Genomic DNA, 25812 nt, shown 5'->3' on the forward strand with positions numbered 1-25812 from the left:
CGGGGAATAATCATGAAAATTAAAATGTCCGTAGCGGCCATTCTGACAGCCATCACCACACCCGCTTTGTCGGCACCTGCTTTGTGGTCGGTAAGCGATAGCGACTCCACCATTTACATGTTCGGCACCTCTCACGGTGTACGTCCCGATGCGCAATGGCAAACGCCAGCTCTTGTAGCCGCTATCGCCGCGTCCAATACACTTTGGCTTGAGATCAAGGAATTAAATCCCAGCGCCGCAGCGCCGCTCGTGCAGTCGCTTGGCCTCGACACGGCCAAGCCGCTGTCCAGCAAGCTTTCTCCGGATACGAATGAGAAGTTGAAGGCTTTCGTCACCCAGAACGGCCTGCCCGCCGCCCAGATCGAGATGATGAAGCCTTGGCTCGCCGCAGCAACCGTCGGCCGCGTGGCAGGCGCAAAGGCAGGCCTAGACTTCAAGGCTGGCGCAGACCTCATCATCAAGGACAAGGCAGAAGCAGAGGGCGACAAGATCGACGGGTTCGACAGTGTCGAACAACAGGTTCGGTACCTGGCGGATTTACCAGAGACCGATCAAATCGCTTTTCTGGAAAGTGCCCTTGATCGGGCCGCCGACAATAAGGCAGTGATGGTTGTCGCAGACGCCTGGGAAAAAGGCGACGTTGAAACAATTGACACCCTTTTGAATAAAGAAGTTAAGAGTAAGTCGAAACTGCTTTATGATCGCCTAATCGTCCAGCGGAACCGCCGCTACGCCGATAGCATCAAGGCATTGCTAAACGGCGCGGAGACCCACTTCGTCGCGATCGGTGCGGCCCATCTCGTCGGCGCCGACAGCATTCAGAATATGTTGGCGGGGAGCGGCATCACTATCAAGCGCGTTCAATAAGGAACCGGCTTCCATTTCACCTGTTCGGGTGCGTATGAGAATGATACGCACCCGGCACAAAGCCGCCATCGCCCTGCTGACCGTCACCCTTGTCGCCTGCGCATCCGTTTCGCCCGAAACGGCGAGCGCGTGGACCGATACCAGCATCGAGATTGAGCAAGGGCCGTGCTTCGGCTTTTGCCCGACCTATCGCGCGTCGGTCGCCACGAATGATAGGATAAGTTTCCACCCCAACCGCAATACTCGAGTCGAAACGCCGGTCGAGCGGCAGGGTCCGGCGGGAAGTTATGCGCGCGTCGCGACCTTGATGGCGGCGCTGCGCCCGGCGGCCGTCGGATCCTACGATATCAGCCAGCAATGCGACAATGTCGTCACCGATCTGGCCGATTATCATATCCGCTGGCGGAGCCCGGAAGGAGAGCGGGTCGTGCGTTTCTATCCTGGTTGCCAGAACAGCCGATCGGAAGCCGACCACAAGCGCATCCGCGACGCGATCGACGCGATGAATATCGACGATCTCGTGACCAAGCCCGAGAATCGCTGATTGGCCTCCTGGCGGGTTAGCGCGCCAGCCGCGCCGTCAAAATGACGCGGCCATGTTCGACGAAGCCGCCAGAGGGGAGGGATTCACAGAAGCAGCCGCCGGGCTCGGCGCGGACGGAGAGGCGCGCCGCTTCTCCGGAATAGCTGTGCGCCGGGTTCCACCATTCGCCGATCCGGATCAGCATCGCATAGCTCGTCGCCGGATCGGCCGGGACCACGGACTTGCTTTCCGCTTCGAAATGGGTCGCAGAGGCGGACTTGACCTCGGCGGCGGCGGGGCCTGCCATAAGCAGAACAGCAAAGAACGGAAGAGCAGAGCGGATCATGGCGGCCTCCATGAGGAAGCCGCACTCTAGCCGCTCGTCCCGAGCGAGGTCGAGGGGCGCACTTCAGAACATTGTTCCAACGCCTCTCGACCTCGCTCGGGACGAACGAGATTAAGCAATTGAGTGCTCCGGCGAAGGCCGGAGCCCAGCGGCTTACGCAGTGAAGCTGGACTCCTGCTTTCGCAGGAGCACAATGAACGGGCAATCAGCGTCCGTCGAGGATTGCCTCGATATCCGCATTGACCTGCGCGATCGGGGCCATGCCGTCGACGCGGCGGACGATGCCCTTGGCTTCGTAGAAGGGCAGGATCGGTGCGGTCTTGGCGCGATATTCGCACAGGCGGTTGCGGACCGTTTCCTCGACATCGTCGGGGCGCCGCTTGAACTGGTCCTCGGCGCCGCAGCGGTCGCAGATGGTGGGGATTTTTGGCAGCTTGTAGCGATCGTGATAGCCTTCGCCGCATTTGGCGCAGGAGAAACGGCCAGTGATGCGGTCGACCAGCGCATCCTCGTCCACGACCAGCTCGATCACATAATCGAGCTTCATGTCCTTGCTGGCGAGCAAATCCTCCAGCGACCGGGCCTGCGCATCGGTGCGAGGATAGCCGTCGAGGATGAAGCCTTGGGCCACGTCCGGCTGGTCGAGGCGTTCAGAGAGGATGCCAGTAACGATCTCGTCCGAAACGAGCTCGCCCGCGTCCATTACCGCCTTGGCCTTCCTGCCTACCTCGGTGCCCGCCGCGACGGCGGCGCGCAGCATGTCGCCGGTGGAGAGCTGGACCATGCCGCGCTCCTTCTCGAGGCGGCTCGCCTGGGTGCCCTTGCCGGCGCCCGGCGGGCCAAGGAGAATGATGTTCACGGGCCTTCGAACTCCCCTGTTGCTGGCGCCTGTTAGCGCGCGCGGCCGCCCTTCAGCTTCGCCTTCTTGATCAGATCGCCATATTGGTGCGCGATCAAGTGGCTTTGGATCTGGGTCACCGTGTCCATCGTCACGTTGACGACGATGAGCAGGCTGGTGCCGCCAAGATAGAAGGGAATGCCCGCCCGCGCGACCAGGAATTCCGGCACGAGGCAGATGAAGGTGAGGTAGGCGGCCCCGATCACGGTGATGCGGGTGAGGACATAGTCGAGATATTCCTCGGTCCGCTTGCCCGGGCGGATGCCGGGAATGAAGCCGCCATAGCGCTTGAGGTTATCCGCCGTCTCCTCCGGGTTGAACACGACCGCGGTGTAGAAAAAGCAGAAGAAGATGATGCCAGCGGCATAGAGCGCCATGTAGAGCGGCGCGCCGTGCTGAAGCGCGGTCGTCACCGTGATGAGGATGTCGCCCCAGGTGCTTTCGCCCGCGACGCGATTGCCAGCGAACTGCGCGATCGTCAGCGGCATCAGGAGCAGCGACGAAGCGAAGATCGGCGGGATGACGCCCGAGGTGTTCAATTTCAGCGGCAGGTGCGAACGCTCCGCCTGCATCAGGCCGCGCTGCGTCTGGCGCTTCGGATATTGAATGAGGATGCGGCGCTGGGCGCGCTCCATGAAGCAGATGAAGGCGATGAGGCCGATGATGAGGGCAAGGACGCCCATGATCAGGAGCGGCGACAGCGTGCCGGTGCGGCCGCCTTCGAACACCTGCGCCAATGCGGTCGGCAGCTGGGCGACGATGCCCGCCATGATGATGAGCGAGACGCCGTTGCCGATGCCGCGGCTGGTGATCTGTTCGCCCAGCCACATCAGGAACATCGTGCCGCCGACGAGGCTGACGACGGTGGTGACGCGGAACAGCACGCCGGGATCGATCACGGCCGAGCCCGCCTGACCGGCGCCCCAGCCTTCAAGGCCGACGGCGATGAAATAGCCCTGGATCGCGGCGAGGAAGACGGTGCCATAGCGTGTATATTGGTTGATCTTCTTGCGGCCCGTCTCGCCCTCTTTCTTAAGCGCGGCGAGCGTTGGCGACATGGTGGTCGCGAGCTGCACGACGATGGACGCGGTGATGTAGGGCATGACGCCAAGCGCGATGAGGCTCATCCGCTCCAGACTGCCGCCCGAGAAAGTGTTGAAGAAATCGAGCACGGTGCCGCGCGTCGTGTCGAACAGGCTCGACAAAGCGCGGGGATCGATGCCGGGCAACGGCACGAAGCTCAGCAACCGGAAGAGGATCAGCGCGCCCAGCGTGAACCACAGGCGCTTTTTAAGATCGGTGGCCTTGGCGAAATTCGCCATGCTGAAATTGCTGGCCATTTGTTCGGCTACGGATGCCATCGGCTATCATGCCCTCAGAAAAGAATACGGCGGAGAGAGCAAAGAAACTCCCCCCGCCGCCTCATATAGTCATCGGTTCCGGCTTGTCAGCCTCCAACCGCCAAGCGACGGGATCAGGCCTTGGCCTTCTTCGCCGCGGCGCGGGTCGTGCCCTTCTTGGCAGCGGCCTTTTCGGAAGCCGGAACAACCTCGATCACCTCGACCTTGCCGCCAGCCTTTTCAATGGCTTCGCGGGCGCCGGCGGAGACGCCGGCGACGAGGAAATTGAGCTTGGCCGTCAGGCTGCCCTTGCCGAGCAGGCGAACGCCGTCCTTGCCGCCGCGCGCGACACCAGCGGCTTTAAGCGCCGCGTGATCGATCGTGCCTTTGGCGTCGAGCTTGCCCGCGTCAAAGAGCTTCTGGATCGCGCCCAGATTCACTTCGGCATAGTCCTTGGCAAACGGATTGTTGAAGCCGCGCTTCGGGATCCGCATGTGAAGCGGCATCTGACCGCCTTCGAAGCCCCAGATCGAGACGCCGGAGCGGCTCTTCTGGCCCTTCTGACCACGGCCGCCGGTCTTGCCGAGGCCCGAACCGATGCCACGGCCCACGCGGACGCGGGACTTACGGGCACCTTCATTGTCGCGGATGTCGTTCAGTTTCATGTCTTGCACTCGCTTTCGCTATGTTCGCGCTGATAGTTCAGTGTGTTCCGGCAAAGGCCGGAACCCAGCTACGGGGACGCCTGGACCCCGGCCTTCGCCGGGGAACAGTCATTATCCCTCGACCTTCACCATGTGCTGCACCTTGCGGATCATGCCACGCACTTCAGGGGTATCCTGAAGCTCGGCGGTCCGGTGCATCTTGTTGAGGCCGAGACCGATCAGCGTCTTGCGCTGGTCGGGCGTGCGGCGGATCGGCGAACCGATCTGGGTGACCTTGATGGTGGTCATGTCTCTTACTCCGTCACAGCCGCGGCATCAGCCTCGGCCGTCTGCGAGCCGCCACGGCCGAGCAGGTCGGCAATCTTCTTGCCGCGGCGCTGCGCAACCGACTTGGGGCTGGTCTGATCGGTGAGCGCTTCGAAAGTCGCCCGGATCATGTTGTAGGGGTTGGACGTGCCGACCGACTTGGTCACCACGTCGGCGACGCCAAGGCTTTCGAACACGGCGCGCATCGGACCGCCGGCGATGATGCCGGTGCCCGGAGGCGCGGTGCGGACCGTCACCTTGCCGGCGCCGAAATGGCCGCGCGCGTCATGATGCAGCGTGCGGCCTTCCTTCAGCGGCACGCGAACCATCGCCTTCTTGGCGGCGGCGGTCGCCTTGGTGATCGCTTCCGGCACTTCGCGGGCCTTGCCCTTGCCGAAGCCCGCGCGGCCCTTGCCGTCGCCGACGACGACGAGTGCTGCGAAACCGAAGCGCTTACCGCCCTTCACGGTCTTGGACACGCGGTTGATGTGGACGAGCTTTTCGATCAGCTCCTCGCCACCATCTTCGTCGCGGTTGCCGCCACGGCGATCGTCACGACGGCCACGGCCGCCGCCACGATTGTCACGGCCGCCCTGTCCGCCACGGCCGCCGCGGCCGCGGCGTTCGCCGCCTCCGCGCTCTTCAACCGCTGCCGGAGCCTCGGCCGCGGGAACCACTTCCTGACCTTCGGTCGCCTGGTTGTTTTCTTCAGCCATCACTTAGAACTCCAGTCCGCCTTCGCGCGCGGCATCGGCGAGAGCCTTCACGCGGCCGTGGAACAGAAAACCGCCACGATCGAAAATAACCTTGGTGATGCCGGCGGCCTTGGCGCGCTCGGCGAGACGGCGGCCCACATCCTGCGCGGACTCGACAGTCGCACCCGTCTTGGCCGCGACATCCTTGTCGAGGCTCGACGCGGCGGCCACGGTGCGGCCTTCGAGATCGTTAATGACCTGCGCGTAGATATGGCGGCCGGAACGGTGCACCGACAAGCGCGGCTTGCCGCCGCCGACCTTGCGGAGCGAAGTGCGGACGCGCTGACGGCGCCGATCGAAGAGAGAGAGTTTCGCCATGGCTTACTTCTTCTTGCCTTCTTTGCGGAAGATATACTCACCGCGATATTTGATGCCCTTGCCCTTATAAGGCTCCGGCTTGCGCCAGCGGCGGATCTCGGCGGCCAGCTGGCCGACCTTCTGCCGGTCGATACCCGAAATCTCGACCGTGGTCGTGTCCGGGGTCTTCACTTCCAGGCCGTCCGGCACCGGAATGTTGACGTCGTGGCTGTAACCGAGCTGCAGCTTCAGGTTCTTGCCCTGAGCATTGGCACGATAGCCGACGCCGGTGATTTCGAGCACCTTCGTGAAGCCTTCCGAAACGCCGGTAACCAAATTCTGGACCAGGGTGCGATGCATGCCCCAGAAGGAGCGGGCGCGCTTCGTGTCGTTGGCGGGGCGAACCAGGATACGGCCGTCTTCGATGCCGTAGCTGATGTCGTCCATCATCTGCATGGTGAGGGTGCCCTTAGGGCCCTTCACGGACAGGACGGAGCCTTCGATCGAGGCGGTCACGTTGCCCGGCAACGCGACAGGAACTTTACCGATGCGGCTCATCAGAACACCTCCGCCAGCACTTCGCCGCCGACATTCTGATCGCGCGCTTCCGCGTCGGACAGAACGCCGCGAGGCGTCGAGACGATGGTGATGCCGAGGCCGTTGCGGACCCGGGGCAATTCCTGCGAACCCGAATAGACGCGGCGGCCGGGCTTCGAAATACGGGACACGTGGCGGATCGCCGGCTGGCCCTCGAAATATTTCAGTTCGATGCGCAGGCCCTTGTGGGCGCCCAGCGCTTCTTCGGAATAACCGCGGATATAGCCTTCGCGCTGAAGCACGTCGAGAACGCGGGCGCGCAGCTTGGACGCGGGGGAAACCACACTGTCCTTGCGCGCCTGCTGGCCGTTGCGGATGCGGGTGAGCATATCACCCAAAGGATCGGTCAATGGCATATCTTATACCTTACCAGCTCGATTTCGTCAGACCGGGGATCAGGCCCTTATTGCCCAATTCGCGCAGCATGACCCTCGAAAGCCCGAATTTGCGATAATTCGCGCGCGGACGGCCAGTCATCTGGCAACGGTTGCGGACCCGGGTCGGGTTCGCGTTGCGCGGGATTTCCGCCATCTTCAGACGCGCGATCAGACGTTCGGTGTCGTCCTTGGACTCATCGTCCGCGATCGCCTTCAGCTTCGCATATTGGCCGGCATATTTCTTCACCAGCTTCTTGCGACGCTCATTCTTGTTGATGGAACTCAGTTTCGCCATGACTTAAGTTCTCTTCCTTCTCTCAAGCAGACCGCTTACGCGGCCTGCTGCTGATCCTGTTCGACCGGGAAGGGGAAGTTGAAGAGGCGCAGCAATTCGCGCGCTTCCTCATCCGTCTTCGCGGTGGTGGTGACGATGATGTCCATGCCGCGCACCTTGTCGATGCGGTCATAGCTGATCTCAGGGAAAATGATCTGTTCCTTGAGGCCCATCGCATAATTGCCGCGGCCGTCGAACGACTTCGGGTTCAGGCCGCGGAAGTCGCGGACGCGCGGCAGCGCGACCGTGACCAGGCGGTCCAGAAACTCATACATACGCTCGCGGCGCAGGGTGACCTTGCAGCCGATCGGCATGCCTTCACGCAGCTTGAACTGCGCGATCGACTTCTTCGCCTTGGTGACGACAGGCTTCTGGCCGGCGATCAGCTCCATTTCGGAAGCCGCGACCTCGACCTTCTTCTTGTCCTGCGTGGCTTCGCCGACGCCCATGTTGATGACGATCTTTTCGAGCTTGGGAACCTCCATGCGGTTCTTGTAGCCGAACTTCTCGGTCATCGCCTTGACGATGCGCTCGTCATAATCCTTGCGGAGGCGGGGCGTATATTTCTTATCAGCCATTGATGGTCTCCCCGGACTTCACGGCCACGCGGACCTTCTTGCCGTCCTTGGTTTCGAAACGGACGCGCGTCGGCTTGCCCGTCTTGGGATCCTTGAGCGCCACCTTGGACACGTGAAGCGGCGCTTCAGCGCGTTCCAGGCCGCCCTGCGGATTGGCCTGGGTGGCCTTCCGGTGACGGGTGATAATGTTCACGCCCGACACGACGACCTTGCCGTCCTTGGGCATGCTCTTGGTGACTTCGCCGGTCTTGCCCTTGTCCTTGCCGGACAGGATGACGACCTGGTCACCTTTCTTGATCTTCGCAGCAGCCATGATCTTACAAAACCTCCGGCGCGAGCGAGATGATCTTCATGTGCTTCTTCGCGCGCAATTCGCGGACGACCGGGCCGAAGATACGGGTGCCGATCGGCTCCTGGTTGTTGTTGACGAGCACCGCGGCGTTGGAATCGAAGCGGATCGTCGAACCGTCGGGACGATGAATGTCCTTGGCGGTCCGGACGATGACGGCCTTGTGGACGTCGCCCTTCTTCACGCGGCCCTTGGGGGACGCTTCCTTCACCGACACCACGATGATGTCGCCGACACTGGCAAAGCGGCGCTTTGAGCCGCCGAGCACCTTGATGCACTGGACGCGCTTGGCGCCCGAATTGTCAGCCACATCAAGGTTGGACTGCATCTGGATCATCGATCCATTCCTTCTCTCACTTCAACCGGGACATCCCGGCGATCAGCTACAAATAAGCGGCTTAAATATCCGACTTGGCGGGCGTGGCATGCGTGTCTACGCGATCCAGCACCTTCCAGGTCTTCAGCTTGGAAATCGGCCGCGTCTCTTCGATGCGGACGGTCTCGCCGGCCTTGAACTCATTGCCCTCGTCATGGGCATGATACTTCTTCGACAGCTTGATGATCTTGCCGTAGAGCGGGTGCTTCACCCGCCGCTCGACCTTCACCACCACGGTCTTGTCGGTCTTGTCGGACACCACGGTCCCGGTCAGAATGCGCTTCGGCATGATAACTCCTTAGGCCTTCTGAGCGGCGCGCGTGCGCTCACCCTGCAGCGTCTTGATCTGGGCGATGGAGCGGCGAACTTCACGAACGCGCGCCGGCTTCTCGAGCTGGTTCGTCGCGGCCTGGAAGCGCAGGTTGAACTGCTCGCGCTTCAGCTCGCCCAGCTGCTCGTTGAGCTGGTCGTCGCTCTTGGCTTTGAGATCGTCGATCTTGGCCATTTATCAATCTTCCTCAATCAGCGATTCACCGAGGCGGGCCACCACCTTGGTCTTGATCGGCAGCTTTTCCATCGCGCGCTCGAAAGCGACGCGAGCGAGCGGGCCGGGAACGCCGTCCAGTTCGAACAGGATGCGGCCGGGCTTCACGCGGGCCGCCCAATATTCCGGCGAACCCTTGCCCGAGCCCATGCGGACTTCAGCGGGCTTCGACGACACCGGCACGTCCGGGAAGACGCGGATCCACAAACGGCCCTGACGGCGGATGTGGCGCGTGATCGCGCGACGGGCCGCTTCGATCTGGCGGGCGGTGATCCGATCCGGCTCCAGGGCCTTGAGGCCGAAGGCGCCGAAGGTCAGATCGGTGCCGCCCTTGGCGTTGCCCGAAATGCGGCCCTTGAAGGCCTTGCGGAATTTGGTGCGCTTTGGTTGCAGCATGTCTCTAATTCCTTAGCGACGGTCGTCGCGCGCCGGGCGAACGCCCGACGTCTGCGCTTCCATCATGAGGCGGTCCTGGGCCATCGGATCGTGACCAAGGATTTCGCCCTTGAAGATCCAAACCTTGACGCCGCACACGCCGTAAGCGGTGTGGGCCTGGGCTTCGGCATAATCGACGTTGCCACGCAGCGTGTGGAGCGGCACGCGGCCTTCGCGATACCATTCCGTGCGGGCGATTTCAGCGCCGCCGAGGCGGCCGCCGCAGGTGATACGAATGCCTTCCGCGCCGAGGCGGAGAGCCGACTGCACCGCGCGCTTCATGGCGCGGCGGAACGCGATGCGGCGCTCGAGCTGATCGGCGACGCCCTGGGCGACGAGCTTGGCGTCGATCTCCGGCTTGCGGATCTCGACGATGTTCAACGACACGTCGGACGAGGTCATTTCGCCGAGCTTCTTGCGAAGCTTTTCGATGTCGGCGCCCTTCTTGCCGATGATGACGCCCGGACGCGCGGCATAGATGTTGACGCGGCAGAGCTTGGCCGGACGCTCGATCACGACCTTGGAGATCGCGGCCTGCGGCAGGGTCTTCAGGACATATTCGCGGATCTTGAGATCCTCGAGCAGCAGGCGGCCGTAATCGGCGCCTTCCGCATACCAGCGGCTGTCCCAGGTGCGGTTGATCTGCAGGCGCAGACCGATCGGAGAGGATTTTTGGCCCATCTTAAGCTTCCTGGCTCGCTTCGCGGACGACGATGCGCACGCGGCTGAACGGTTTCACGATGCGGCTCGAACGGCCGCGCGCACGGGTCGCGAAGCGCTTCATCGAGATGCTCTTGCCGACGCTGGCTTCCGCGACGACGAGGCTGTCGACGTCGAGATTGTGGTTGTTTTCCGCATTGGCGATCGCCGAGGCGAGCACCTTGCGGACATCCACTGCCATCGCCTTCTTGGAGAAGGTGAGGACATTCAGCGCATCTTCGACCTTGCGGCCGCGGATGAGGGCGGCGACAAGGTTCAGCTTCTGCGCGGAACCGCGGATCGTGGTGCCGACGGCCAGGGCCTCGTTGGCCGCGACGCGGCGGGGGGCTTTTTCCTTACCCATGGCTTACCTCTTGCCCTTCTTGTCGGCGGCGTGGCCGGGGAAGTAGCGGGTCGGAGCGAATTCGCCGAGCTTCATGCCGACCATTTCTTCCGAAACCGAAACCGGCACGAACTTGCGGCCATTATAGACGTTGAACGTCAGCCCGACGAACTGCGGGAGAATGGTGGAGCGGCGCGACCAGGTCTTGATCGGCGCGCGGCCACCGGATTCCTGCGCTGTTTCTGCCTTCTTCAGCAGCGACAGCTCGACGAACGGACCTTTCCAGACGGAGCGGGCCATTATTACCTCTTCTTCTTCGCGTGACGCGAACGGATGATCATCTTGTCCGTCGCCTTGTTCGAACGGGTGCGGGCACCCTTGGTCGGCTTGCCCCACGGCGTGACCGGGTGACGGCCGCCCGAAGTCCGGCCTTCACCACCGCCGTGCGGGTGGTCGACCGGGTTCTTCGCAACGCCGCGGGTCAGCGGGCGCTTGCCCATCCAGCGCGTGCGGCCGGCCTTGGCAAAGTTCTGGTTCTGGTTGTCGGGGTTCGACACCGCGCCAACCGTGCCCATGCAGTCCGCGCGCAGGTAGCGCTGCTCGCCCGAATTCAGGCGAACGATGACCATGCCCTTGTCGCGGCCGACGACCTGCACATAGGTGCCGGCCGATCGGGCGATCTGGCCGCCCTTGCCCGGCTTCATCTCCACATTGTGAACGATGGTGCCGACCGGCATCTGGCCGAGTTCCATGGCGTTGCCCGGCTTCACGTCGGTCTTCTTGCCCGCGACGATGGTGTCGCCCGGGGCAAGACGCTGCGGCGCGATGATGTAGGCGAGTTCGCCGTCTTCATACTTCACCAGAGCGATGAACGCGGTGCGGTTGGGGTCATATTCCAGGCGCTCGACGGTGGCCGGCTGGTCCCACTTGCGACGCTTGAAGTCGATATAGCGGTACTTCTGCTTGTGACCGCCCGCAATGCCGCGCGAGGTCACATGACCCTTGTTGTTGCGTCCGCCCGTCTTGCGCTTGCCTTCGGTCAGCGCCTTCACAGGCTTGCCCTTCCACAGCGACGACTTGTCGACGAGGATCAGGCCGCGCTGTGACGAGGTGGTCGGATTATAATGCTTGAGTGCCATCGTCCGCGCCTCAGATTCCGGTGGTGACGTCGATGGACTGGCCGTCGGCCAGCGTCACGATCGCCTTCTTCATGTCAGACTTGGTGTAGGGACGGCCCTTCCACTTCTTCGTCTTGCCCTTTTGGGTGATGGTGTTCACGCCCAGCACCTTGACGCTGAACAGAGCCTCGACCGCCGCCTTGATCTGCGGCTTGGTGGCATCGTTCGCAACCTTGAAGACGACTGCGTTCTGCTCCGAAAGCAGAGTCGTCTTTTCGGTGATGTGGGGAGCGAGAACGACATCATAATGCTTGATGTCGACACCCGTCTTCTGCTGCTTAGCCATTGAAGCGCGCCTCCAGCTTTTCAACCGCGGCGCGGGTCAGCACCAGCGTTTCGGCCTTGAGAATGTCGTAGACGTTCGCGCCGACCGCCGGGAGAAGGTTGATCTCGCGGAGGTTGGACGAAGCGAGGGCGAAACCGACGTTCAGCGCGTCGCCGTCGATGACGAGGGCGGTCTTGCCGAAGCCCAATTTGCCGAGCTGATCCTTGAGCGCCTTGGTCTTGGATTCCTTGACGTCCAGGTTTTCCATGACGACCAGCTTGCCGTCGCGGGCCTTGGACGACAGGGCCATCTTCAGGCCGAGCGCACGGATCTTCTTATTGAGCGACGGATTGAAGTCGCGGACGCGGGGGCCATGGGCCTTGCCGCCGCCGATGAAGATCGGGGCACGGCGATCGCCGTGACGTGCCGTACCGCCGCCCTTCTGACGGCCGAACTTCTTGCCGGTACGAGCGACATCCGAGCGCTCGCGGGCGGCGCGGGCGGTGCCGCGGCGCTTTTCGAGCTGCCAGGTGACGACGCGGTGCAGGATGTCGGCACGGGGCTCAACGCCGAAAATCGCGTCGTTGAGCTCGATGTCGCCTTTGCCCTGGGCGTCGAGGGTCTGAACCTTGACCTTCATCGTTTAGCCTTCCTGGCCTTCGGTGGCTTCCACGGGAGCCTCGGCCTCGGCCGGGGTGTTCGCGGGAGCGTTGTTGCTGTTGGCAGCCTGGCGAATGCCGGCCGGATACGGCGCATCCGCGTGGCGTGCGACCTTCACGGCGTCCTTGACGAGGAGCCAGCCGCCCTTCGAGCCGGGCACCGAGCCCTTGACGAAGATGAGGCCGCGCTCGACGTCCGTGCGGACGACTTCGAGGTTCTGCTGGGTGCGGTTGCGGGCGCCCATGTGACCAGCCATCTTCTTGTTCTTGAAGACGCGGCCCGGATCCTGGCGGTTACCGGTCGAACCGTGCGAACGGTGGGAGACGGACACGCCGTGGGTGGCGCGCAAACCGCCGAAGCCCCAACGCTTCATGGCGCCGGCGAAACCCTTACCCTGGGTCACGCCCTGAATGTCGACCAGCTGGCCGACGGCATAATGGTCCGCCGCGATTTCGGCGCCGACGTCGAGGAGAGCATCCTCGGCGACGCGGAATTCGGCGAGCTGCGCCTTCGGCTCCACTTCGGCCTTGCCGAAATGGCCACGCTCCGGCTTCGTCAGGTTCTTGGCCTTGGCCGAACCCGCGCCGAGCTGAACGGCGACATAGCCGTCACGATCCGCCTCGCGGCGGGCGACGACCTGAACATTTTCAAGCGCCAGGACAGTGACGGGCACGTGGCGGCCGTCTTCCTGGAACAAGCGGGTCATCCCCATTTTCTTCGCGATCACGCCGGTACGCATGACCATACTCCTTATACAGAGGCCCCCGAAGCGATCTTCAGGGGCGTGCCAGCCCAACAAATGATGCATGCCCCGCCTTGGGCTATTTCCTCGACAAGCGAGAAAAGCGGGGGACGCAGACCACGGCGATGCCGTGCGGTATCCCGAACCATTTTCCTGCCTAAAGCCAGTGCTTTGCAGGGGCCCCGGTCCGAGCGGGGCCGAATCTGTGGCATCCCCATAGTAGGGAATTTCCCGTCATGCCAGCGAAAGCTGGCATCTCAGCGAAAATAAGGCTCAGCCCTTCCCGCCGAGACCCCGGCTTGCGCCGGGGCTAAAGGCAAATTGGCCTCAGGCCAACTTGATCTCAACATCAACACCTGCTGCGAGATCGAGCTTCATAAGAGCGTCGACCGTCTGCGGCGTTGGCTGCACGATGTCGAGCAGGCGCTTGTAGGTACGCACCTCAAACTGTTCGCGGGACTTCTTGTCCACGTGCGGCGAACGGTTGACGGTGAACTTCTCGATGCGCGTCGGGAGGGGAATGGGACCGCGAATAAGGGCGCCAGTGCGACGGGCGGTATCGGCGATGTCGCCGGTTGCCTGATCGAGCACACGATGATCGAACGCCTTGAGGCGAATGCGGATATTCTGCGTTTCCATGGTCCTACCGATGCGAAAGAGCCAACCCCGACAGGGGCAATCAAAAAACCGGAGCCGGAAGCCTCTCGGCCGCCGGCGCCGCTAAAAACTCGCATAAAAGCGGGCCGCCTGACCTCCGGGGAGAATCGAGCGGCCCGCTCCTATATTACTTAGTGATGTTCGCCACAACCCCGGCGCCGACCGTGCGGCCGCCTTCGCGAATGGCGAAGCGCAGACCCTGGTCCATGGCGATCGGAGCGATGAGCTTCACGCCGAGCTGGACGTTGTCGCCCGGCATGACCATCTCGGTGCCTTCCGGCAGAACCACTTCGCCCGTCACGTCGGTCGTGCGGAAGTAGAATTGCGGACGATAGTTCGCGAAGAACGGCGTGTGACGGCCGCCTTCGTCCTTCGACAGGACGTAGACTTCGGCGGTGAATTCGGTGTGCGGCGTGATCGAGCCCGGCTTCGCCAGAACCTGACCGCGCTCCACTTCCTCACGGCCGACGCCGCGGATGAGGGCACCGATATTATCGCCGGCCTGACCCTGATCGAGCAGCTTGCGGAACATTTCGACGCCGGTGACGGTCGTCTTCTTGGTGTCCTTGATGCCGACGATTTCGACTTCTTCGCCAACCTTCACGATGCCGGTTTCGACACGGCCGGTGACGACGGTGCCGCGACCCGAGATCGAGAACACGTCTTCGATCGGCATCAGGAACGCCTTGTCGAGCGGACGCTCCGGCTGCGGGATGTAGCTGTCGACGGCCTGCATCAGCTCGAGGATCGCCTTGCGGCCGATTTCATCGTTCGAATCTTCAAGAGCGGCGAGCGCCGAACCCTTGACGATCGGAATGTCGTCGCCCGGGAAGTCGTAGGACGAGAGCAGCTCGCGGATTTCGAGCTCGACGAGCTCGAGCAGCTCGGGATCGTCGACCTGGTCGACCTTGTTCATGAACACGACGAGCGCCGGAACGCCGACCTGACGGGCGAGCAGGATGTGCTCACGGGTCTGCGGCATGGGGCCGTCGGCGGCCGACACGACCAGGATGCCGCCGTCCATCTGGGCGGCGCCGGTGATCATGTTCTTCACATAGTCGGCGTGACCCGGGCAGTCGACGTGCGCATAGTGGCGGGCTTCGGTTTCATATTCGACGTGCGCGGTCGAAATGGTGATGCCGCGCTCGCGCTCTTCCGGAGCCTTGTCGATGTTCGCATAATCGACGAAGGTCGCGCCGCCGGTTTCGGCGAGAATCTTGGTGATCGCCGCGGTGAGCGACGTCTTGCCATGGTCGACGTGACCGATGGTGCCGATGTTGCAGTGCGGTTTCGTCCGCTCAAACTTAGCTTTCGCCATTGTGTCCTACCTTCTGTTCAAATCCAATCGACCGCATCGCCCGGGCGGGCCGCTTGCCGAATCTATCGATTGCACACCCTAAGCCAGGCTTCGGATGCGCGCCCCATAACGGCTCTTTCCGGCTTATGCCAGCTTTGCCTTGACCTCGTCCGCGACGTTCTGCGGCACTTCCTCATAATGCGAGAATTGCATCGAATATTGCGCGCGGCCCTGCGTGAAGGAACGCAGCTCGTTCACGTAGCCGAACATATTCGCAAGCGGGACCATCGCCTCGACGACCTGGGCATTGCCCCGGCTGTCGGTGCCCTGGATCTGGCCGCGGCGGCTGTTCAAGTCGCCGATCACGTCGCCCAGATAATCTTCCGGCGTCACGACTTCGACCTTCATCATCGGCTCGAGGAGCTTGATGCCGGCCTTTTGGGCCACTTCGCGCATCGCACCGCGGGCGCAGATTTCGAAGGCCAGGGCCGACGAGTCGACGTCGTGATAGGCGCCGTCCGTCAGGTGAACTTCGAAGTCGATGATCGGGAAGCCGATCAGCGAACCGGTCTCGGCGGTTTCCTTGAAGCCCTTTTCGACCGACGGGATATATTCGCGCGGAATGTTGCCGCCCTTGATCTCGTCGAAGAACTGGAAGCCCGAACCGCGCTCGCCGGGAACGACGGTGACCTTGACGCGGCCGAACTGGCCCGAGCCGCCCGACTGCTTCTTGTGGGTGTAGTCGACGTCGACCTTCTTCGCGAGATATTCGCGATACGCCACCTGCGGCGCGCCGACATTGGCCTCGACCTTGAACTCACGCTTCATGCGGTCGACGAGGATTTCGAGGTGGAGCTCGCCCATCCCCTTGATGATCGTCTGGCCCGATTCGTGGTCGGTCGACACGCGGAAGGAGGGATCCTCGGCAGCGAGGCGATTGAGCGCGATGCCCATCTTTTCCTGGTCGGCCTTGGTCTTCGGCTCCACCGACAGCTCGATCACCGGCTCGGGGAATTCCATCCGCTCGAGGATGATCGGGTTGGCCGGATCGCAAAGCGTGTCGCCGGTCGTCGTTTCCTTGAGGCCCGCGATCGCGACGATGTCGCCGGCGCGCGCCTCTTCGATGTCCTCACGCGAGTTGGCGTGCATGAGGAGCATACGGCCGATCTTTTCCTTCTTGTCCTTCACCGAGTTCAGATACTGACCCTTGGTGAGGGTGCCCGAATAGATGCGGGCGAAGGTCAAGGAGCCGACGAACGGATCGTTCATGATCTTGAAGGCGAGCAGCGATAGCGGCGCCTTGTCGTCGGCCGGACGCGAAGCCGGGGTTTCGCCGTCGAGCTTCACGCCCTGGACGTCGGGAATGTCGAGCGGGCTCGGCAGATAATCGACGACGGCGTCGAGCAGGGGCTGAACACCCTTGTTCTTGAAGGCCGAGCCGCAGACGATCGGCACGAACGAGAAGTTGAGCGTGCCCTTGCGGATCAGCTTCTTGAGCGTCGCCGTATCGGGCTCTTCACCGCCAAGATAGGCTTCCATGATGTCGTCGTCCTGCTCGACGGCCATCTCGATCAGCTCCTGGCGAGCCGTCGCGGCGGCATCGGCGAGATCGTCGGGGATCGCCTGATATTCGAACTTCGCGCCGAGCGACTCTTCGAGCCAGATGATCGCGCGATTCTCGACCAGGTCGACGAGGCCCTTGAAGCCGCCTTCGATGCCGATCGGGAGATAGAGAACGGCCGGGCGGGCGCCCAGGCGATCCTTGATCATGTCGACGCAGCGCTCGAAGCTCGCGCCGGTGCGGTCGAGCTTGTTGACGAAGCACATGCGCGGAACCTTGTACTTTTCCGCCTGGCGCCACACGGTTTCGGACTGCGGCTCGACGCCGGCAACGCCGTCGAAGCACGCGACCGCGCCGTCGAGCACGCGCAGCGAACGTTCGACTTCGATGGTGAAGTCGACGTGGCCCGGCGTGTCGATGATGTTGATCAGATGCTCTTCGCCCTTGCCTTCTTCGGCGCGCCACTTGCACGTCGTCGCGGCGGACGTGATCGTGATCCCGCGCTCCTGCTCCTGCTCCATCCAGTCCATCGTCGCGGTGCCTTCATGCACTTCGCCGATCTTGTAGGACTTGCCGGTGTAATAAAGGATACGCTCGGTGGTCGTGGTCTTGCCGGCGTCGATATGCGCCATAATGCCGATGTTGCGATAGCGGTCGAGCGGATGGCTGCGGGCCATGATCTTAAACTCCAATGTGGGGGAAGAGGCCCTTGCCTCTCCCCCACGATATAGGGACTGAAATTACCAGCGGTAGTGCGAGAACGCCCGGTTGGCTTCCGCCATGCGGTGCGTGTCTTCGCGCTTCTTCACCGCGTTGCCGCGATTGTTCGAAGCGTCGAGCAGCTCGCCCGAAAGGCGGGCCGACATCGTGTTCTCCGAGCGCGAGCGGGCGGCCGAAATGAGCCAGCGGATGGCAAGCGCCTGGGCGCGTTCCGTGCGGACTTCGACCGGCACCTGGTAGGTCGCACCGCCGACGCGGCGGCTGCGGACCTCGATGCCCGGCTTCACATTGTTGAGCGCGTCATGGAACACGCCGATCGGATCCTTCTTGGCCTTCGCTTCGACGGTGTCGAGCGCGCCATAAACGATGCTTTCGGCGACGGCCTTCTTGCCGTCCAGCATGACGCTGTTCATGAATTTGGAAAGGACCACGTCTCCGAACTTCGGATCGGGCAGGATTTCGCGCTTCTCTGGGCGACGACGACGAGACATATCTCTATTCCCTTACTTAGGACGCTTGGCGCCGTATTTCGAACGGCTCTGCTTGCGGTCCTTCACACCCTGCGTGTCGAGCACGCCGCGAAGCACGTGGTAGCGCACGCCCGGAAGGTCGCGCACACGGCCGCCGCGGATCAGCACAACGCTGTGCTCCTGAAGGTTGTGGCCTTCGCCGGGAATGTAGCTGATGACTTCGCGCTGGTTGGTCAGGCGAACCTTGGCCACCTTGCGAAGCGCCGAGTTCGGCTTCTTCGGGGTCGTCGTATAGACGCGGGTGCAAACGCCGCGCTTTTGCGGGTTCGCTTCCATCGCGGGAACTTTCGAGCGCGCCTTCTGCGGCTCGCGACCCTTGCGGATCAGCTGATTGATCGTTGGCATGAAGCCCTTCACCTTACGTTACTTTACCGCATGCAAAAAACGCAAAAGCCCCGGCGGTCCTCATGACCCCCTGGCCTTTTGCGAACATGCGGCAATGTTCAAGCTCTGCCCGTAGCTTGCGGCGCAGTTCCGAATCCGGAAACAGCGAACCACTACCCTGGGCGAGGCGGCCTATACGCATGAGTCCTTAAGGCGTCAACGGGCGGGAGAGTGGCAGAAATTGAGCCCCCGCTGATCGTCATGCCTGTTTCAGCATCGAGGAGGCCGGCGCCATTTGTTCGTGCGCTATTCTCACAACTTCAACAAAGAAGGACAAGGCATCCCCATAAAGATCATCCTTGTAGAAAATCCATGTGTCACCCTCTTTTGTACGCAAGCTGAAGCTGACAAGCTCATTTGGAGCAATATATCCATCAAGTCGCAGTGGATCAGCATGGATATATTCTATATTGCTCCAGTTAATGCTTTTAACTGAACCATAATCGCTCAAAATCAAGCCTTGAGAATTAATGGATATAGCAGGCTGTTCCAAAATTCTTTTATAACGATTTCTAATACGGTTAACAAGAATAAATGAAATTAATGCCCCTGCCGCTATAATATATAAACTTTCAAGAAAGCTCAGAAATTCAACCCAGTAGGCAATGTTAACAAGAATGGGCCAGCCGAGCCAATTTCTTCTCCGATTAGGTTTACTGTCAAATTGATCGGTGTAGTATATCGCTGTATTGATCTTGGAAGATTTCTTAATCTCTCGTGAGAAGCGTATTTGTGCAAGAAATATGGCAGTTTCTACTGAAAAGACGATAGCAAAAGATAACCAAAAAATTATCCGATCTTCTTCCATCACTCCTCAGTAGAGGTTATTCCGTCGTCTCGCCATCCCAGTGATCGTTGTCGTGATCCCGCTTGGCCTGATCCTTGTCCTTGTGGACGGTGCCGTCGCGATGCTCGGGCGGGCCGTAGAGGGTGTAGAGCTTTAGCGGCTCGTCCCCCGTATTCACGACATTGTGCCGCGCGCCGGCCGGAACGATGACGGCGAAATCGTCCTCGACCTTATTCGCGACACCGTCAATGCGGACCTCGCCCGATCCTTCCTCGATCCGGAAGAATTGGTCGCGATCCTCATGGACTTCCTCGCCGATTTCCTCGCCGGGCTGCAGGGTCATGAGAACGAGCTGGAGATGCTGGCCGGTATAGAGGACGCGGCGGAAGTCCTCATTGTCCAGCGTGACCTTCTCGATATCGTCGCAATAACCCTTCATCGCCTGATCTCCTTTTCCCGTTCAAAACCGCAGGGATGCCCATCCGTTCCCTTGCCAATTTGGTGGAGGGACGGCGTGGGTCAAGAAGCATGAGGGATAGTGATGTGACAAAGGGGCGGAGTTACCTCCGCCCCTCCGATTGGTTTGCACGCCGATGGTCCGCTTATTGGCCCATGCTGCCCATCAGCTCGCGGGCGCGGGCGAGATGCTTTTCGACGGGGCCGGTGGTCGCCGAGGCATGCTGCTTCAGGGACGGCACGTCGCCGCTCGCCGCATAGCCCTGGAGCATGGCGAGCGCCTTTTCGTGCGCGGGCACCTGCTGCTGCAGGTAGAGGCGATCGAATTCCGCGCCGCTGGCCCCGCGGAGGGCCTCGAGATTGGCGGTCTGCTCGGCATTCATCTGCGGCGTGACGGTGATGGCGGGCTGCGCCTGTCCGGCCGCGGTCTTGAGATCGGCGGTCGACTTCTGATGGTCCGTCACCAGCATCGCGGCAAAGGATTTGACGTCCGCATTCTGCGCCTTTTCCTGCGCGAGCCTGGAGCTTTCAATCTCGAACATGTCGCTTGCCGCCGCCATGGCCGCATAGTCCTGCCCGTTGGCGGGGACCGCGGCCGCGCTGCCGTTCATCATCATATTGTCCATGGCCATGTCGTTCATCGCCATGTCGTTCGCCATCATGGCGTCGTTCATCGCCATGTCGTTGGCGGCGGGCGTTTCATTGTCGCCACAGGCGGCGAGCGCGCACAAGGCGGCGGTCGCGGCCAAAATCCTGATTTTCATGACTTCTCTCCCATTATCGCGTAGCCCGGCGACAACGAGGGAAAGGCCGCGCCGTTCCGGCCGGAGGCTGGAGAAAATCCCGCCACCAAACCGGTTCGGCCTCGTCAGATGTGCAGCACGCGTCCGTAAGCGGCGAGCACGCTTTCGTGCATCATTTCCGACAGGGTCGGGTGCGGGAAAACGGTGTTCATCAGCTCCGCCTCGGTGAGCTCTCCGGTCTTGCCGATCGTATAACCCTGGATCAGCTCGGTCACTTCCGCGCCGATCATATGGGCACCGAGCAATTCGCCGGTCTTGGCGTCGAACACGGTCTTGATGAAGCCGTCCGGCTCGCCGAGCGCGATCGCCTTGCCATTGCCGATGAAGGGGAAGTTGCCGACTTTCACTTCGTAACCGGCCTCGCGCGCCTTCTCCTCGGTGAGCCCGACGCTGGCGATCTGCGGGTGGCAATAGGTGCAGCCCGGAATATTCTTCGGGTCCATGGCGTGCGGATGCTTGCCGGCAATCGCCTCGGCCGCGATCACGCCTTCATGGCTGGCCTTGTGCGCGAGCCAGGGCGGCGCGGTCACATCGCCGATGGCGTAGAGGCCCTCGACATTGGTCCGGCAGGCGCCGTCCGTCACGATGTGCCCGCGCTCCGCCTTCACGCCAAGCGTTTCAAGGCCGATATTTTCGGTGTTCGGCACGATGCCGATGGCGACAATGACGTGGCTGTAATCGCCCTCGACGATTCTGCCGTCCTTGCCCTTGATCGCGGCCTTCACGCCATTCGCGCCCACGTCGAGCTTCTCGACGCCCGCGCTGGTCATGATCGTCATGCCCTGCTTCTTCAGAGCCTTTTCGAGATGGGCGCTGATATCCTTGTCCTCGACCGGCACGATGCGGTCGAGCATTTCGACGACCGTCACCTCGGCGCCCATGTCGTTGTAGAAGCTCGCGAATTCGATCCCGATCGCGCCCGATCCGATGACCAGCAGCTTGGTCGGCATCTCCTTCGGCGTCATCGCGTGGCGATAGGTCCAGACGCGGTTGCCGTCCGCTTTGGCAAAGGGCAGGTCGCGGGCACGGGCGCCGGTCGCGACGATGATGTTCTTGGCTTGGAGCTCGGTGGTCTTGCCGTCCTCACCGGTGACGGTCAGCTTGCCCTTCCCGGTCAGCTTGCCGGTGCCCATGTGCACCGCGACCTTGTTCTTTTTCATGAGGCCGGTGACGCCCTTGTTGAGCTGGCTCGCCACCCCGCGCGAGCGCTTCACCACCGCTTCCAGATCCGCGCTGATCTTCTCGGCGGCAAGGCCGTAATCCTTGGCATGCTGCATGTAATGGAAGATCTCCGCCGAACGCAGCAGCGCCTTGGTCGGGATGCAGCCCCAGTTGAGGCAGATGCCGCCAAGCAACTCCCGCTCGACGATCGCGGTCTTGAGCCCCAATTGGCTCGCCCGGATCGCGGCCACATAGCCGCCGGGACCGGAGCCGAGAACGATAAGGTCGTAGGTTTCAGACATATTTGCCTTCTTTGATGAAGCCGCCATTAGAGGCCCAGCTGTCTTCTAATGATGGTGACGAATATCAGGCTTGGAATAGAGGTCGCCACAATTCCCAGAACGAGCGAATTTTCCAAACCCAGGAATGGGAATAGCGCGACTATGCTGCATGCAAGACCAAGAGGAATGAGCCAGGCAGCTTTACGGATATAGCGCGACGCCAGGAACATGGCGGCCATAGCCATGCCACACGTAATTAACGATAGCGCAAAGCCTAAACCAAGCACTGCCCATGCGAAATCCTGGCGCTCGCTATAATTCATGCCATCGTCGCCTGGCGTCGTAGGCATGGTGTACGCGAAGTAGGCGCCCACGCTTGAAATCAGAATGCACCAACCAACAGTCAGCAAGATTGCTTTACGTTTGGTGCTCAAGCGTCCGCCTCCACCAAGGGTGCAACCCGCCGTGGCTGACGATCCTCGCCCACGGCAACGAAGGTGAAGGTCGCTTGCGTTACCTTATAGGCATCGTCGCTGTGGCGGCCGCGGCGCCAGGCCTCGACGTCGATCTTCATGGATGTGCGGCCGACCGCGATCAGGCGCGCAAAGACAGACACTTCGTCGCCAACGAAAACCGGGCGGTGGAAGGCCATGCCCTCGACCGCGATCGTCACCGCACGGCCTCCGCTGTGCAGCGAAGCCACAGAGCCCGCGGCAAGGTCCATCTGCGACATAAGCCAGCCGCCGAAAATGTCGCCATATGGATTTGCGTCGGCGGGCATGGCGGTAACGCGGATAGCGGGCGCGCCTTGCGGCATGATTTCATCATGATGATTAGACATTGCCGGCTTTTAATTTTGATTTGGGGAAGAACAGCAGGCCTAACATAAATCCAATACAGCCGCCCGAAGTGGCGGCAAGAAACTCAAACCCTTCGAAGGTCACGGCCATCAGCAATCCACCTATTACGGCACCGCCAAGTAACAGAGCGAAGATAGCAGGCAACCGATCAATGCCACATTTTCTTAGGAAAATTATTGCCGGAACTCCTATCACAAGTGCTGGCAAGGTACCGAACATCAAGATAGTTACCGCCCAGCCTGCAAATATCAGTGGGTAAATTGGATCTTGGTGCATGATCACGCCTTTCAGCCCGACCAACACGCTGGCGAGCAGACATCCTAGCACCAAGGCTAATAGCCAATAGGAAATACCCTTTCCTATTTGGCGCGCCATATTCAAGCCAGCATCCCCAAGGGCGCTTCCACAAGGCGCTTGAAAGCGGCCATCAGCTCGGCACCTACCGCACCATCAATCGCACGATGGTCGAAGCTGCCGGTGGCGGTCATCACCGTGGCAACGGACAATGCATCATTCACCACGTACGGCCGTTTCTCGCCCGCGCCGACGGCCATGATCATGGCTTGGGGCGGGTTGATGACGGCATCGAACTGCTTGATTCCGTACATGCCGAGGTTGGAGATGGAGGCGGTGCCGCCCTGATATTCGTGGGGCTGGAGCTTGCCGTCGCGGGCGCGCAAGGCGAGATCCTTGGCTTCCTGCGCGATTCTGGACAGCGGCTTGTTCGCGACATCGGTGATGACCGGGGTGATGAGCCCGCCCTCGATCGCCACCGCCATCGAGATGTCGGCGCGGCTATACTTGATGAGGTTGTCGCCCGCGAAAGCGACATTGGCGTTCGGCACTTCGGTGAGCGCGACGCCTAGCGCCTTGATCAGGAGATCGTTGACCGACAGCTTGATGCCGCGCCCTTCCAGGCCCTTGTTGAGCTCGCCGCGCAGCTTCAGCAGTGCGTCGAGGTTGCAATCCACGGTGAGGTAGAAATGCGGCACCGTCTGCTTCGATTCCGTCAGGCGGCGCGCGATCGTCTTGCGCATGTTGGAGAGCTTGATCGCCTCGCCAGGAATGTCGCCCGCAACCGGCATCGCGGCCTGCGGCTGAGCGGTGGGTGCCTGGGCCGGCGCGGCTGGACGCGGGGCAAGGCCGCCCGCATTTTCGATATCGGCCTTCACGATCCGGCCGTTCGGGCCGGAACCGGTGATGCCGGATAGATCGATGCCCTTCTGCTCGGCAATGCGGCGGGCGAGCGGGCTGGCCTTTACGCGGTCGCCGCCCGCGCCCGGCTGCGGCTGGGCCTTGACAAGCGGCGCGTCGTCCTTGGGAGAGGCGCCATAGCCCTTTTCCTGCGGTTCTGGAGTCGGGGCCTTGGCAGGCTGACCGGCGCCCGTTTCGCCTGCATCCGTCGCGACCGGCTGCTTGGCGGCGGGAGCGGAAGCGGCAGCACCTGCGTCTTCGCCCTCTTCCGCGATCATCGCGATCACGGTGCCGACCTTCACGCCGTCCGTGCCTTCGGCAACCAGCAGCTTGGCGATCGTCCCTTCATCGACCGCCTCGAATTCCATCGTCGCCTTGTCCGTCTCGATCTCGGCAAGGAGATCGCCGGACTTTACGATGTCCCCTTCCTTCACCAGCCATTTGGCAAGCGTGCCTTCCTCCATGGTCGGGGACAGAGCGGGCATCTTCAGTTCGATGGGCATAAGGCCGGTGCTTTCCTCTTGGGCGCTTCTCAAGCGCCGTCCAAACAGCAAGTCGGGGCTTTGGGTCAAGGGCAACGCTTGCGTCAACCGCCAATATAGCGCAGCTTTCCGGGGAAAAGGGAGAGGCGCATTGCGCACATATCTGGTGGTGATCGACGATAGCGCGGAATCCCGCGTGGCCTTGCGCTTCGCCGCCCGCCGCGCCGCAAGGACCGGAAGCGCGGTGGAAATCCTCGCCCTCATCGACCCGCCCGAATTCGTGCAATGGGGCGGCGTGCAGGCGGCGATGGAAGAGGAGGCGCGGCTCCGCGCCGAAGCGATGGTGCTGGAGGCTTCGGGCGCGATCCTGGACGAAGCGGGGATCCAGCCCTCCGTCATCACCCGTCAGGGCGATCCAGTGAAGGTGATCGGCGAATTGCTGGCGGAACGGGAGGTCGCCGCCCTTGTCCTCGCGACATCGTCGAACGGGGGGCCCGGTCCGCTGGTCGCGCATTTCTCCAATGTCGCGGCGAGCCTCCCCTGCCCGCTGATGATCGTGCCGGGCGGCCTCAGCGAAGAGGCGCTGGACCGGATCAGCTAACCACATTGTGTTCCGGCGGAGGCCGGAACCCAGTGGCGCTGATGGACCGGCTGGACCTGCTTTCGCAGGAACACAATGGACTAGATCAACCGATCCGCGATCCGCGCGATCAGAGCCTCGCAACCCCGCGCATCTTCCGGGTCGAAGCGCGCCGGGCTGGGACTGTCGAGATCGAGCACACCGATCAGCCGCCCGTCATGGACGATCGGCACGACCAATTCCGAAGCCGATGCGCTGTCGCAGGCGATATGGCCGGGAAAGGCATGGACATCGGCCACCACCTGCGTCTCGCGGCTTTCCGCGACCGTGCCGCATACGCCCTTCCCAAACGGTATGCGGATGCAGGCCGTCCTGCCTTGGAAGGGGCCGAGGACGAGTTCGCCCCCCACATTGCGATAGAAGCCCGCCCAGTTCAGATCCGGCATGGCCTCCCACAGCAGAGCCGCAATATTGGCCATGTTGGCGATGGCGTCCGGCTCGCCTAAGGTCAACGCGTCAGCGGCATCGCCGATCTGGCGGTAAAGCTCCGCCTTGTCCGTGGCCGCGATTTCGAAATTGAACATC

40 protein-coding genes are annotated in these 25812 nt (G+C 62.0%); 3 read left to right on the plus strand and 37 right to left on the minus strand.

What is annotated here, in order from left to right; translation table 11 throughout:
* The first annotated feature begins 12 nt into the window (after positions 1–12).
* Positions 13–867, plus strand: a complete 855-nt coding sequence (locus tag IC614_RS06865) for a TraB/GumN family protein (protein ID WP_200970625.1) — start codon at positions 13–15, stop codon at positions 865–867.
* Positions 868–907: 40 nt separating this feature from the next.
* Entirely contained in the window at positions 908–1411 is a 504-nt protein-coding gene (locus IC614_RS06870; RefSeq protein ID WP_200970626.1) for a DUF6438 domain-containing protein, read from the plus strand.
* 16 nt (positions 1412–1427) lie between these two features.
* Here IC614_RS06870 and IC614_RS06875 read toward each other — a convergent pair whose 3' ends face one another.
* The 36 genes from IC614_RS06875 to IC614_RS07050 all read right to left on the minus strand — a co-directional run bounded on the left by IC614_RS06875 (position 1428) and on the right by IC614_RS07050 (position 24668).
* A complete protein-coding gene (locus IC614_RS06875) occupies positions 1428–1697 on the minus strand; it encodes a hypothetical protein (protein WP_200970627.1) in 270 nt (89 codons plus the stop codon).
* Positions 1698–1941: 244 nt separating this feature from the next.
* The gene (locus IC614_RS06880) at positions 1942–2595 is read right to left on the minus strand and encodes an adenylate kinase (RefSeq protein WP_200970628.1); all 654 of its coding nucleotides are present in this window, start codon (positions 2593–2595) and stop codon (positions 1942–1944) included.
* Positions 2596–2627: 32 nt separating this feature from the next.
* Positions 2628–3995, minus strand: a complete 1368-nt coding sequence (secY, locus tag IC614_RS06885; protein WP_200970629.1) for a preprotein translocase subunit SecY — start codon at positions 3993–3995, stop codon at positions 2628–2630.
* Positions 3996–4108: 113 nt separating this feature from the next.
* A complete protein-coding gene (rplO, locus tag IC614_RS06890) occupies positions 4109–4639 on the minus strand; it encodes a 50S ribosomal protein L15 (RefSeq protein ID WP_200970630.1) in 531 nt (176 codons plus the stop codon).
* Between the two features lie 111 nt (positions 4640–4750).
* A complete protein-coding gene (gene rpmD, locus IC614_RS06895) occupies positions 4751–4927 on the minus strand; it encodes a 50S ribosomal protein L30 (protein ID WP_200970631.1) in 177 nt (58 codons plus the stop codon).
* Between the two features lie 5 nt (positions 4928–4932).
* Positions 4933–5661 (minus strand): 30S ribosomal protein S5, encoded by a 729-nt coding sequence (rpsE, locus tag IC614_RS06900; protein WP_226372594.1) that lies wholly within the window; start codon positions 5659–5661, stop codon positions 4933–4935.
* Between the two features lie 3 nt (positions 5662–5664).
* Complete coding sequence (rplR, locus tag IC614_RS06905) at positions 5665–6018, minus strand: 50S ribosomal protein L18 (protein ID WP_200970632.1); 354 nt, start codon at positions 6016–6018, stop codon at positions 5665–5667.
* A 3-nt stretch (positions 6019–6021) separates the two neighbouring features.
* Entirely contained in the window at positions 6022–6555 is a 534-nt protein-coding gene (rplF, locus tag IC614_RS06910; RefSeq protein ID WP_200970633.1) for a 50S ribosomal protein L6, read from the minus strand.
* Entirely contained in the window at positions 6555–6950 is a 396-nt protein-coding gene (gene rpsH, locus IC614_RS06915; RefSeq protein WP_200970634.1) for a 30S ribosomal protein S8, read from the minus strand. The genes rplF and rpsH overlap by 1 nt, the downstream gene beginning before the upstream one ends.
* A gap of 10 nt (positions 6951–6960) precedes the next feature.
* Positions 6961–7266, minus strand: coding sequence for a 30S ribosomal protein S14 (rpsN, locus tag IC614_RS06920; RefSeq protein ID WP_200970635.1), 306 nt, complete (start codon positions 7264–7266; stop codon positions 6961–6963).
* A 35-nt stretch (positions 7267–7301) separates the two neighbouring features.
* The gene (rplE, locus tag IC614_RS06925; RefSeq protein WP_200970636.1) at positions 7302–7883 is read right to left on the minus strand and encodes a 50S ribosomal protein L5; all 582 of its coding nucleotides are present in this window, start codon (positions 7881–7883) and stop codon (positions 7302–7304) included.
* Entirely contained in the window at positions 7876–8196 is a 321-nt protein-coding gene (gene rplX, locus IC614_RS06930; RefSeq protein ID WP_200970637.1) for a 50S ribosomal protein L24, read from the minus strand. Before rplX ends, rplE begins: the two co-directional genes overlap by 8 nt.
* A 4-nt stretch (positions 8197–8200) precedes the next feature.
* Entirely contained in the window at positions 8201–8569 is a 369-nt protein-coding gene (gene rplN / locus IC614_RS06935; protein WP_106638747.1) for a 50S ribosomal protein L14, read from the minus strand.
* A gap of 61 nt (positions 8570–8630) precedes the next feature.
* Positions 8631–8897 (minus strand): 30S ribosomal protein S17, encoded by a 267-nt coding sequence (gene rpsQ / locus IC614_RS06940; RefSeq protein ID WP_106638746.1) that lies wholly within the window; start codon positions 8895–8897, stop codon positions 8631–8633.
* Positions 8898–8906: 9 nt separating this feature from the next.
* On the minus strand, positions 8907–9113 hold the full coding sequence (gene rpmC, locus IC614_RS06945) for a 50S ribosomal protein L29 (protein ID WP_200970638.1): 207 nt from the start codon (positions 9111–9113) through the stop codon (positions 8907–8909).
* 3 nt (positions 9114–9116) lie between these two features.
* On the minus strand, positions 9117–9548 hold the full coding sequence (rplP, locus tag IC614_RS06950; protein WP_200970639.1) for a 50S ribosomal protein L16: 432 nt from the start codon (positions 9546–9548) through the stop codon (positions 9117–9119).
* A gap of 12 nt (positions 9549–9560) precedes the next feature.
* Entirely contained in the window at positions 9561–10268 is a 708-nt protein-coding gene (gene rpsC / locus IC614_RS06955) for a 30S ribosomal protein S3 (protein WP_200970640.1), read from the minus strand.
* 1 nt (position 10269) lies between these two features.
* Entirely contained in the window at positions 10270–10650 is a 381-nt protein-coding gene (rplV, locus tag IC614_RS06960) for a 50S ribosomal protein L22 (RefSeq protein ID WP_200970641.1), read from the minus strand.
* 3 nt (positions 10651–10653) lie between these two features.
* A complete protein-coding gene (gene rpsS, locus IC614_RS06965) occupies positions 10654–10929 on the minus strand; it encodes a 30S ribosomal protein S19 (protein WP_106638741.1) in 276 nt (91 codons plus the stop codon).
* Positions 10930–10931: 2 nt separating this feature from the next.
* Positions 10932–11768 carry a 50S ribosomal protein L2 gene (rplB, locus tag IC614_RS06970; RefSeq protein WP_200970642.1) on the minus strand — a complete coding sequence of 279 codons (837 nt, stop codon included), beginning with the start codon at positions 11766–11768 and terminating at the stop codon, positions 10932–10934.
* A gap of 10 nt (positions 11769–11778) precedes the next feature.
* Positions 11779–12093 carry a 50S ribosomal protein L23 gene (locus tag IC614_RS06975; protein WP_200970643.1) on the minus strand — a complete coding sequence of 105 codons (315 nt, stop codon included), beginning with the start codon at positions 12091–12093 and terminating at the stop codon, positions 11779–11781.
* Positions 12086–12712 (minus strand): 50S ribosomal protein L4, encoded by a 627-nt coding sequence (gene rplD / locus IC614_RS06980; RefSeq protein ID WP_200970644.1) that lies wholly within the window; start codon positions 12710–12712, stop codon positions 12086–12088. The genes IC614_RS06975 and rplD overlap by 8 nt, the downstream gene beginning before the upstream one ends.
* A gap of 3 nt (positions 12713–12715) precedes the next feature.
* The gene (gene rplC / locus IC614_RS06985; protein WP_200970645.1) at positions 12716–13471 is read right to left on the minus strand and encodes a 50S ribosomal protein L3; all 756 of its coding nucleotides are present in this window, start codon (positions 13469–13471) and stop codon (positions 12716–12718) included.
* Between the two features lie 330 nt (positions 13472–13801).
* Positions 13802–14113 carry a 30S ribosomal protein S10 gene (gene rpsJ / locus IC614_RS06990; protein ID WP_028969184.1) on the minus strand — a complete coding sequence of 104 codons (312 nt, stop codon included), beginning with the start codon at positions 14111–14113 and terminating at the stop codon, positions 13802–13804.
* A 145-nt stretch (positions 14114–14258) separates the two neighbouring features.
* Positions 14259–15449 carry an elongation factor Tu gene (tuf, locus tag IC614_RS06995; RefSeq protein ID WP_200970646.1) on the minus strand — a complete coding sequence of 397 codons (1191 nt, stop codon included), beginning with the start codon at positions 15447–15449 and terminating at the stop codon, positions 14259–14261.
* 123 nt (positions 15450–15572) lie between these two features.
* Entirely contained in the window at positions 15573–17666 is a 2094-nt protein-coding gene (fusA, locus tag IC614_RS07000) for an elongation factor G (protein WP_200970647.1), read from the minus strand.
* Between the two features lie 63 nt (positions 17667–17729).
* A complete protein-coding gene (gene rpsG / locus IC614_RS07005) occupies positions 17730–18200 on the minus strand; it encodes a 30S ribosomal protein S7 (RefSeq protein ID WP_200970648.1) in 471 nt (156 codons plus the stop codon).
* A gap of 12 nt (positions 18201–18212) precedes the next feature.
* Entirely contained in the window at positions 18213–18584 is a 372-nt protein-coding gene (gene rpsL, locus IC614_RS07010) for a 30S ribosomal protein S12 (protein ID WP_106639566.1), read from the minus strand.
* Positions 18585–18822: 238 nt separating this feature from the next.
* Positions 18823–19431 (minus strand): hypothetical protein, encoded by a 609-nt coding sequence (locus IC614_RS07015; protein ID WP_200970649.1) that lies wholly within the window; start codon positions 19429–19431, stop codon positions 18823–18825.
* A 16-nt stretch (positions 19432–19447) separates the two neighbouring features.
* Complete coding sequence (locus IC614_RS07020; protein WP_200970650.1) at positions 19448–19849, minus strand: cupin domain-containing protein; 402 nt, start codon at positions 19847–19849, stop codon at positions 19448–19450.
* A 163-nt stretch (positions 19850–20012) separates the two neighbouring features.
* Positions 20013–20630 carry a DUF4142 domain-containing protein gene (locus IC614_RS07025; protein ID WP_200970651.1) on the minus strand — a complete coding sequence of 206 codons (618 nt, stop codon included), beginning with the start codon at positions 20628–20630 and terminating at the stop codon, positions 20013–20015.
* A gap of 104 nt (positions 20631–20734) precedes the next feature.
* Positions 20735–22132 (minus strand): dihydrolipoyl dehydrogenase, encoded by a 1398-nt coding sequence (gene lpdA, locus IC614_RS07030; RefSeq protein WP_200970652.1) that lies wholly within the window; start codon positions 22130–22132, stop codon positions 20735–20737.
* Positions 22133–22158: 26 nt separating this feature from the next.
* Positions 22159–22545 carry a hypothetical protein gene (locus tag IC614_RS07035; RefSeq protein ID WP_200970653.1) on the minus strand — a complete coding sequence of 129 codons (387 nt, stop codon included), beginning with the start codon at positions 22543–22545 and terminating at the stop codon, positions 22159–22161.
* Positions 22542–22952 (minus strand): acyl-CoA thioesterase, encoded by a 411-nt coding sequence (locus IC614_RS07040; RefSeq protein ID WP_200970654.1) that lies wholly within the window; start codon positions 22950–22952, stop codon positions 22542–22544. Before IC614_RS07040 ends, IC614_RS07035 begins: the two co-directional genes overlap by 4 nt.
* Positions 22945–23346, minus strand: coding sequence for a hypothetical protein (locus IC614_RS07045; protein ID WP_207791098.1), 402 nt, complete (start codon positions 23344–23346; stop codon positions 22945–22947). The genes IC614_RS07040 and IC614_RS07045 overlap by 8 nt, the downstream gene beginning before the upstream one ends.
* A 2-nt stretch (positions 23347–23348) precedes the next feature.
* Entirely contained in the window at positions 23349–24668 is a 1320-nt protein-coding gene (locus tag IC614_RS07050) for a pyruvate dehydrogenase complex dihydrolipoamide acetyltransferase (protein WP_200970656.1), read from the minus strand.
* A 130-nt stretch (positions 24669–24798) separates the two neighbouring features.
* Here IC614_RS07050 and IC614_RS07055 point away from each other — a divergent pair, with 130 nt between their 5' ends.
* Positions 24799–25248, plus strand: coding sequence for a universal stress protein (locus IC614_RS07055; RefSeq protein WP_200970657.1), 450 nt, complete (start codon positions 24799–24801; stop codon positions 25246–25248).
* Between the two features lie 80 nt (positions 25249–25328).
* Here the strand turns inward: IC614_RS07055 and IC614_RS07060 are convergent, their stop codons facing one another.
* Positions 25329–25811: a GAF domain-containing protein gene (locus tag IC614_RS07060; RefSeq protein ID WP_200970658.1), complete on the minus strand. Its 483-nt coding sequence runs from the start codon at positions 25809–25811 to the stop codon at positions 25329–25331.
* Position 25812: the final 1 nt, after the last annotated feature.

The organism is Sphingosinicella flava, from assembly GCF_016025255.1.
GTDB classification, from domain to species: domain Bacteria; phylum Pseudomonadota; class Alphaproteobacteria; order Sphingomonadales; family Sphingomonadaceae; genus Allosphingosinicella; species Allosphingosinicella flava.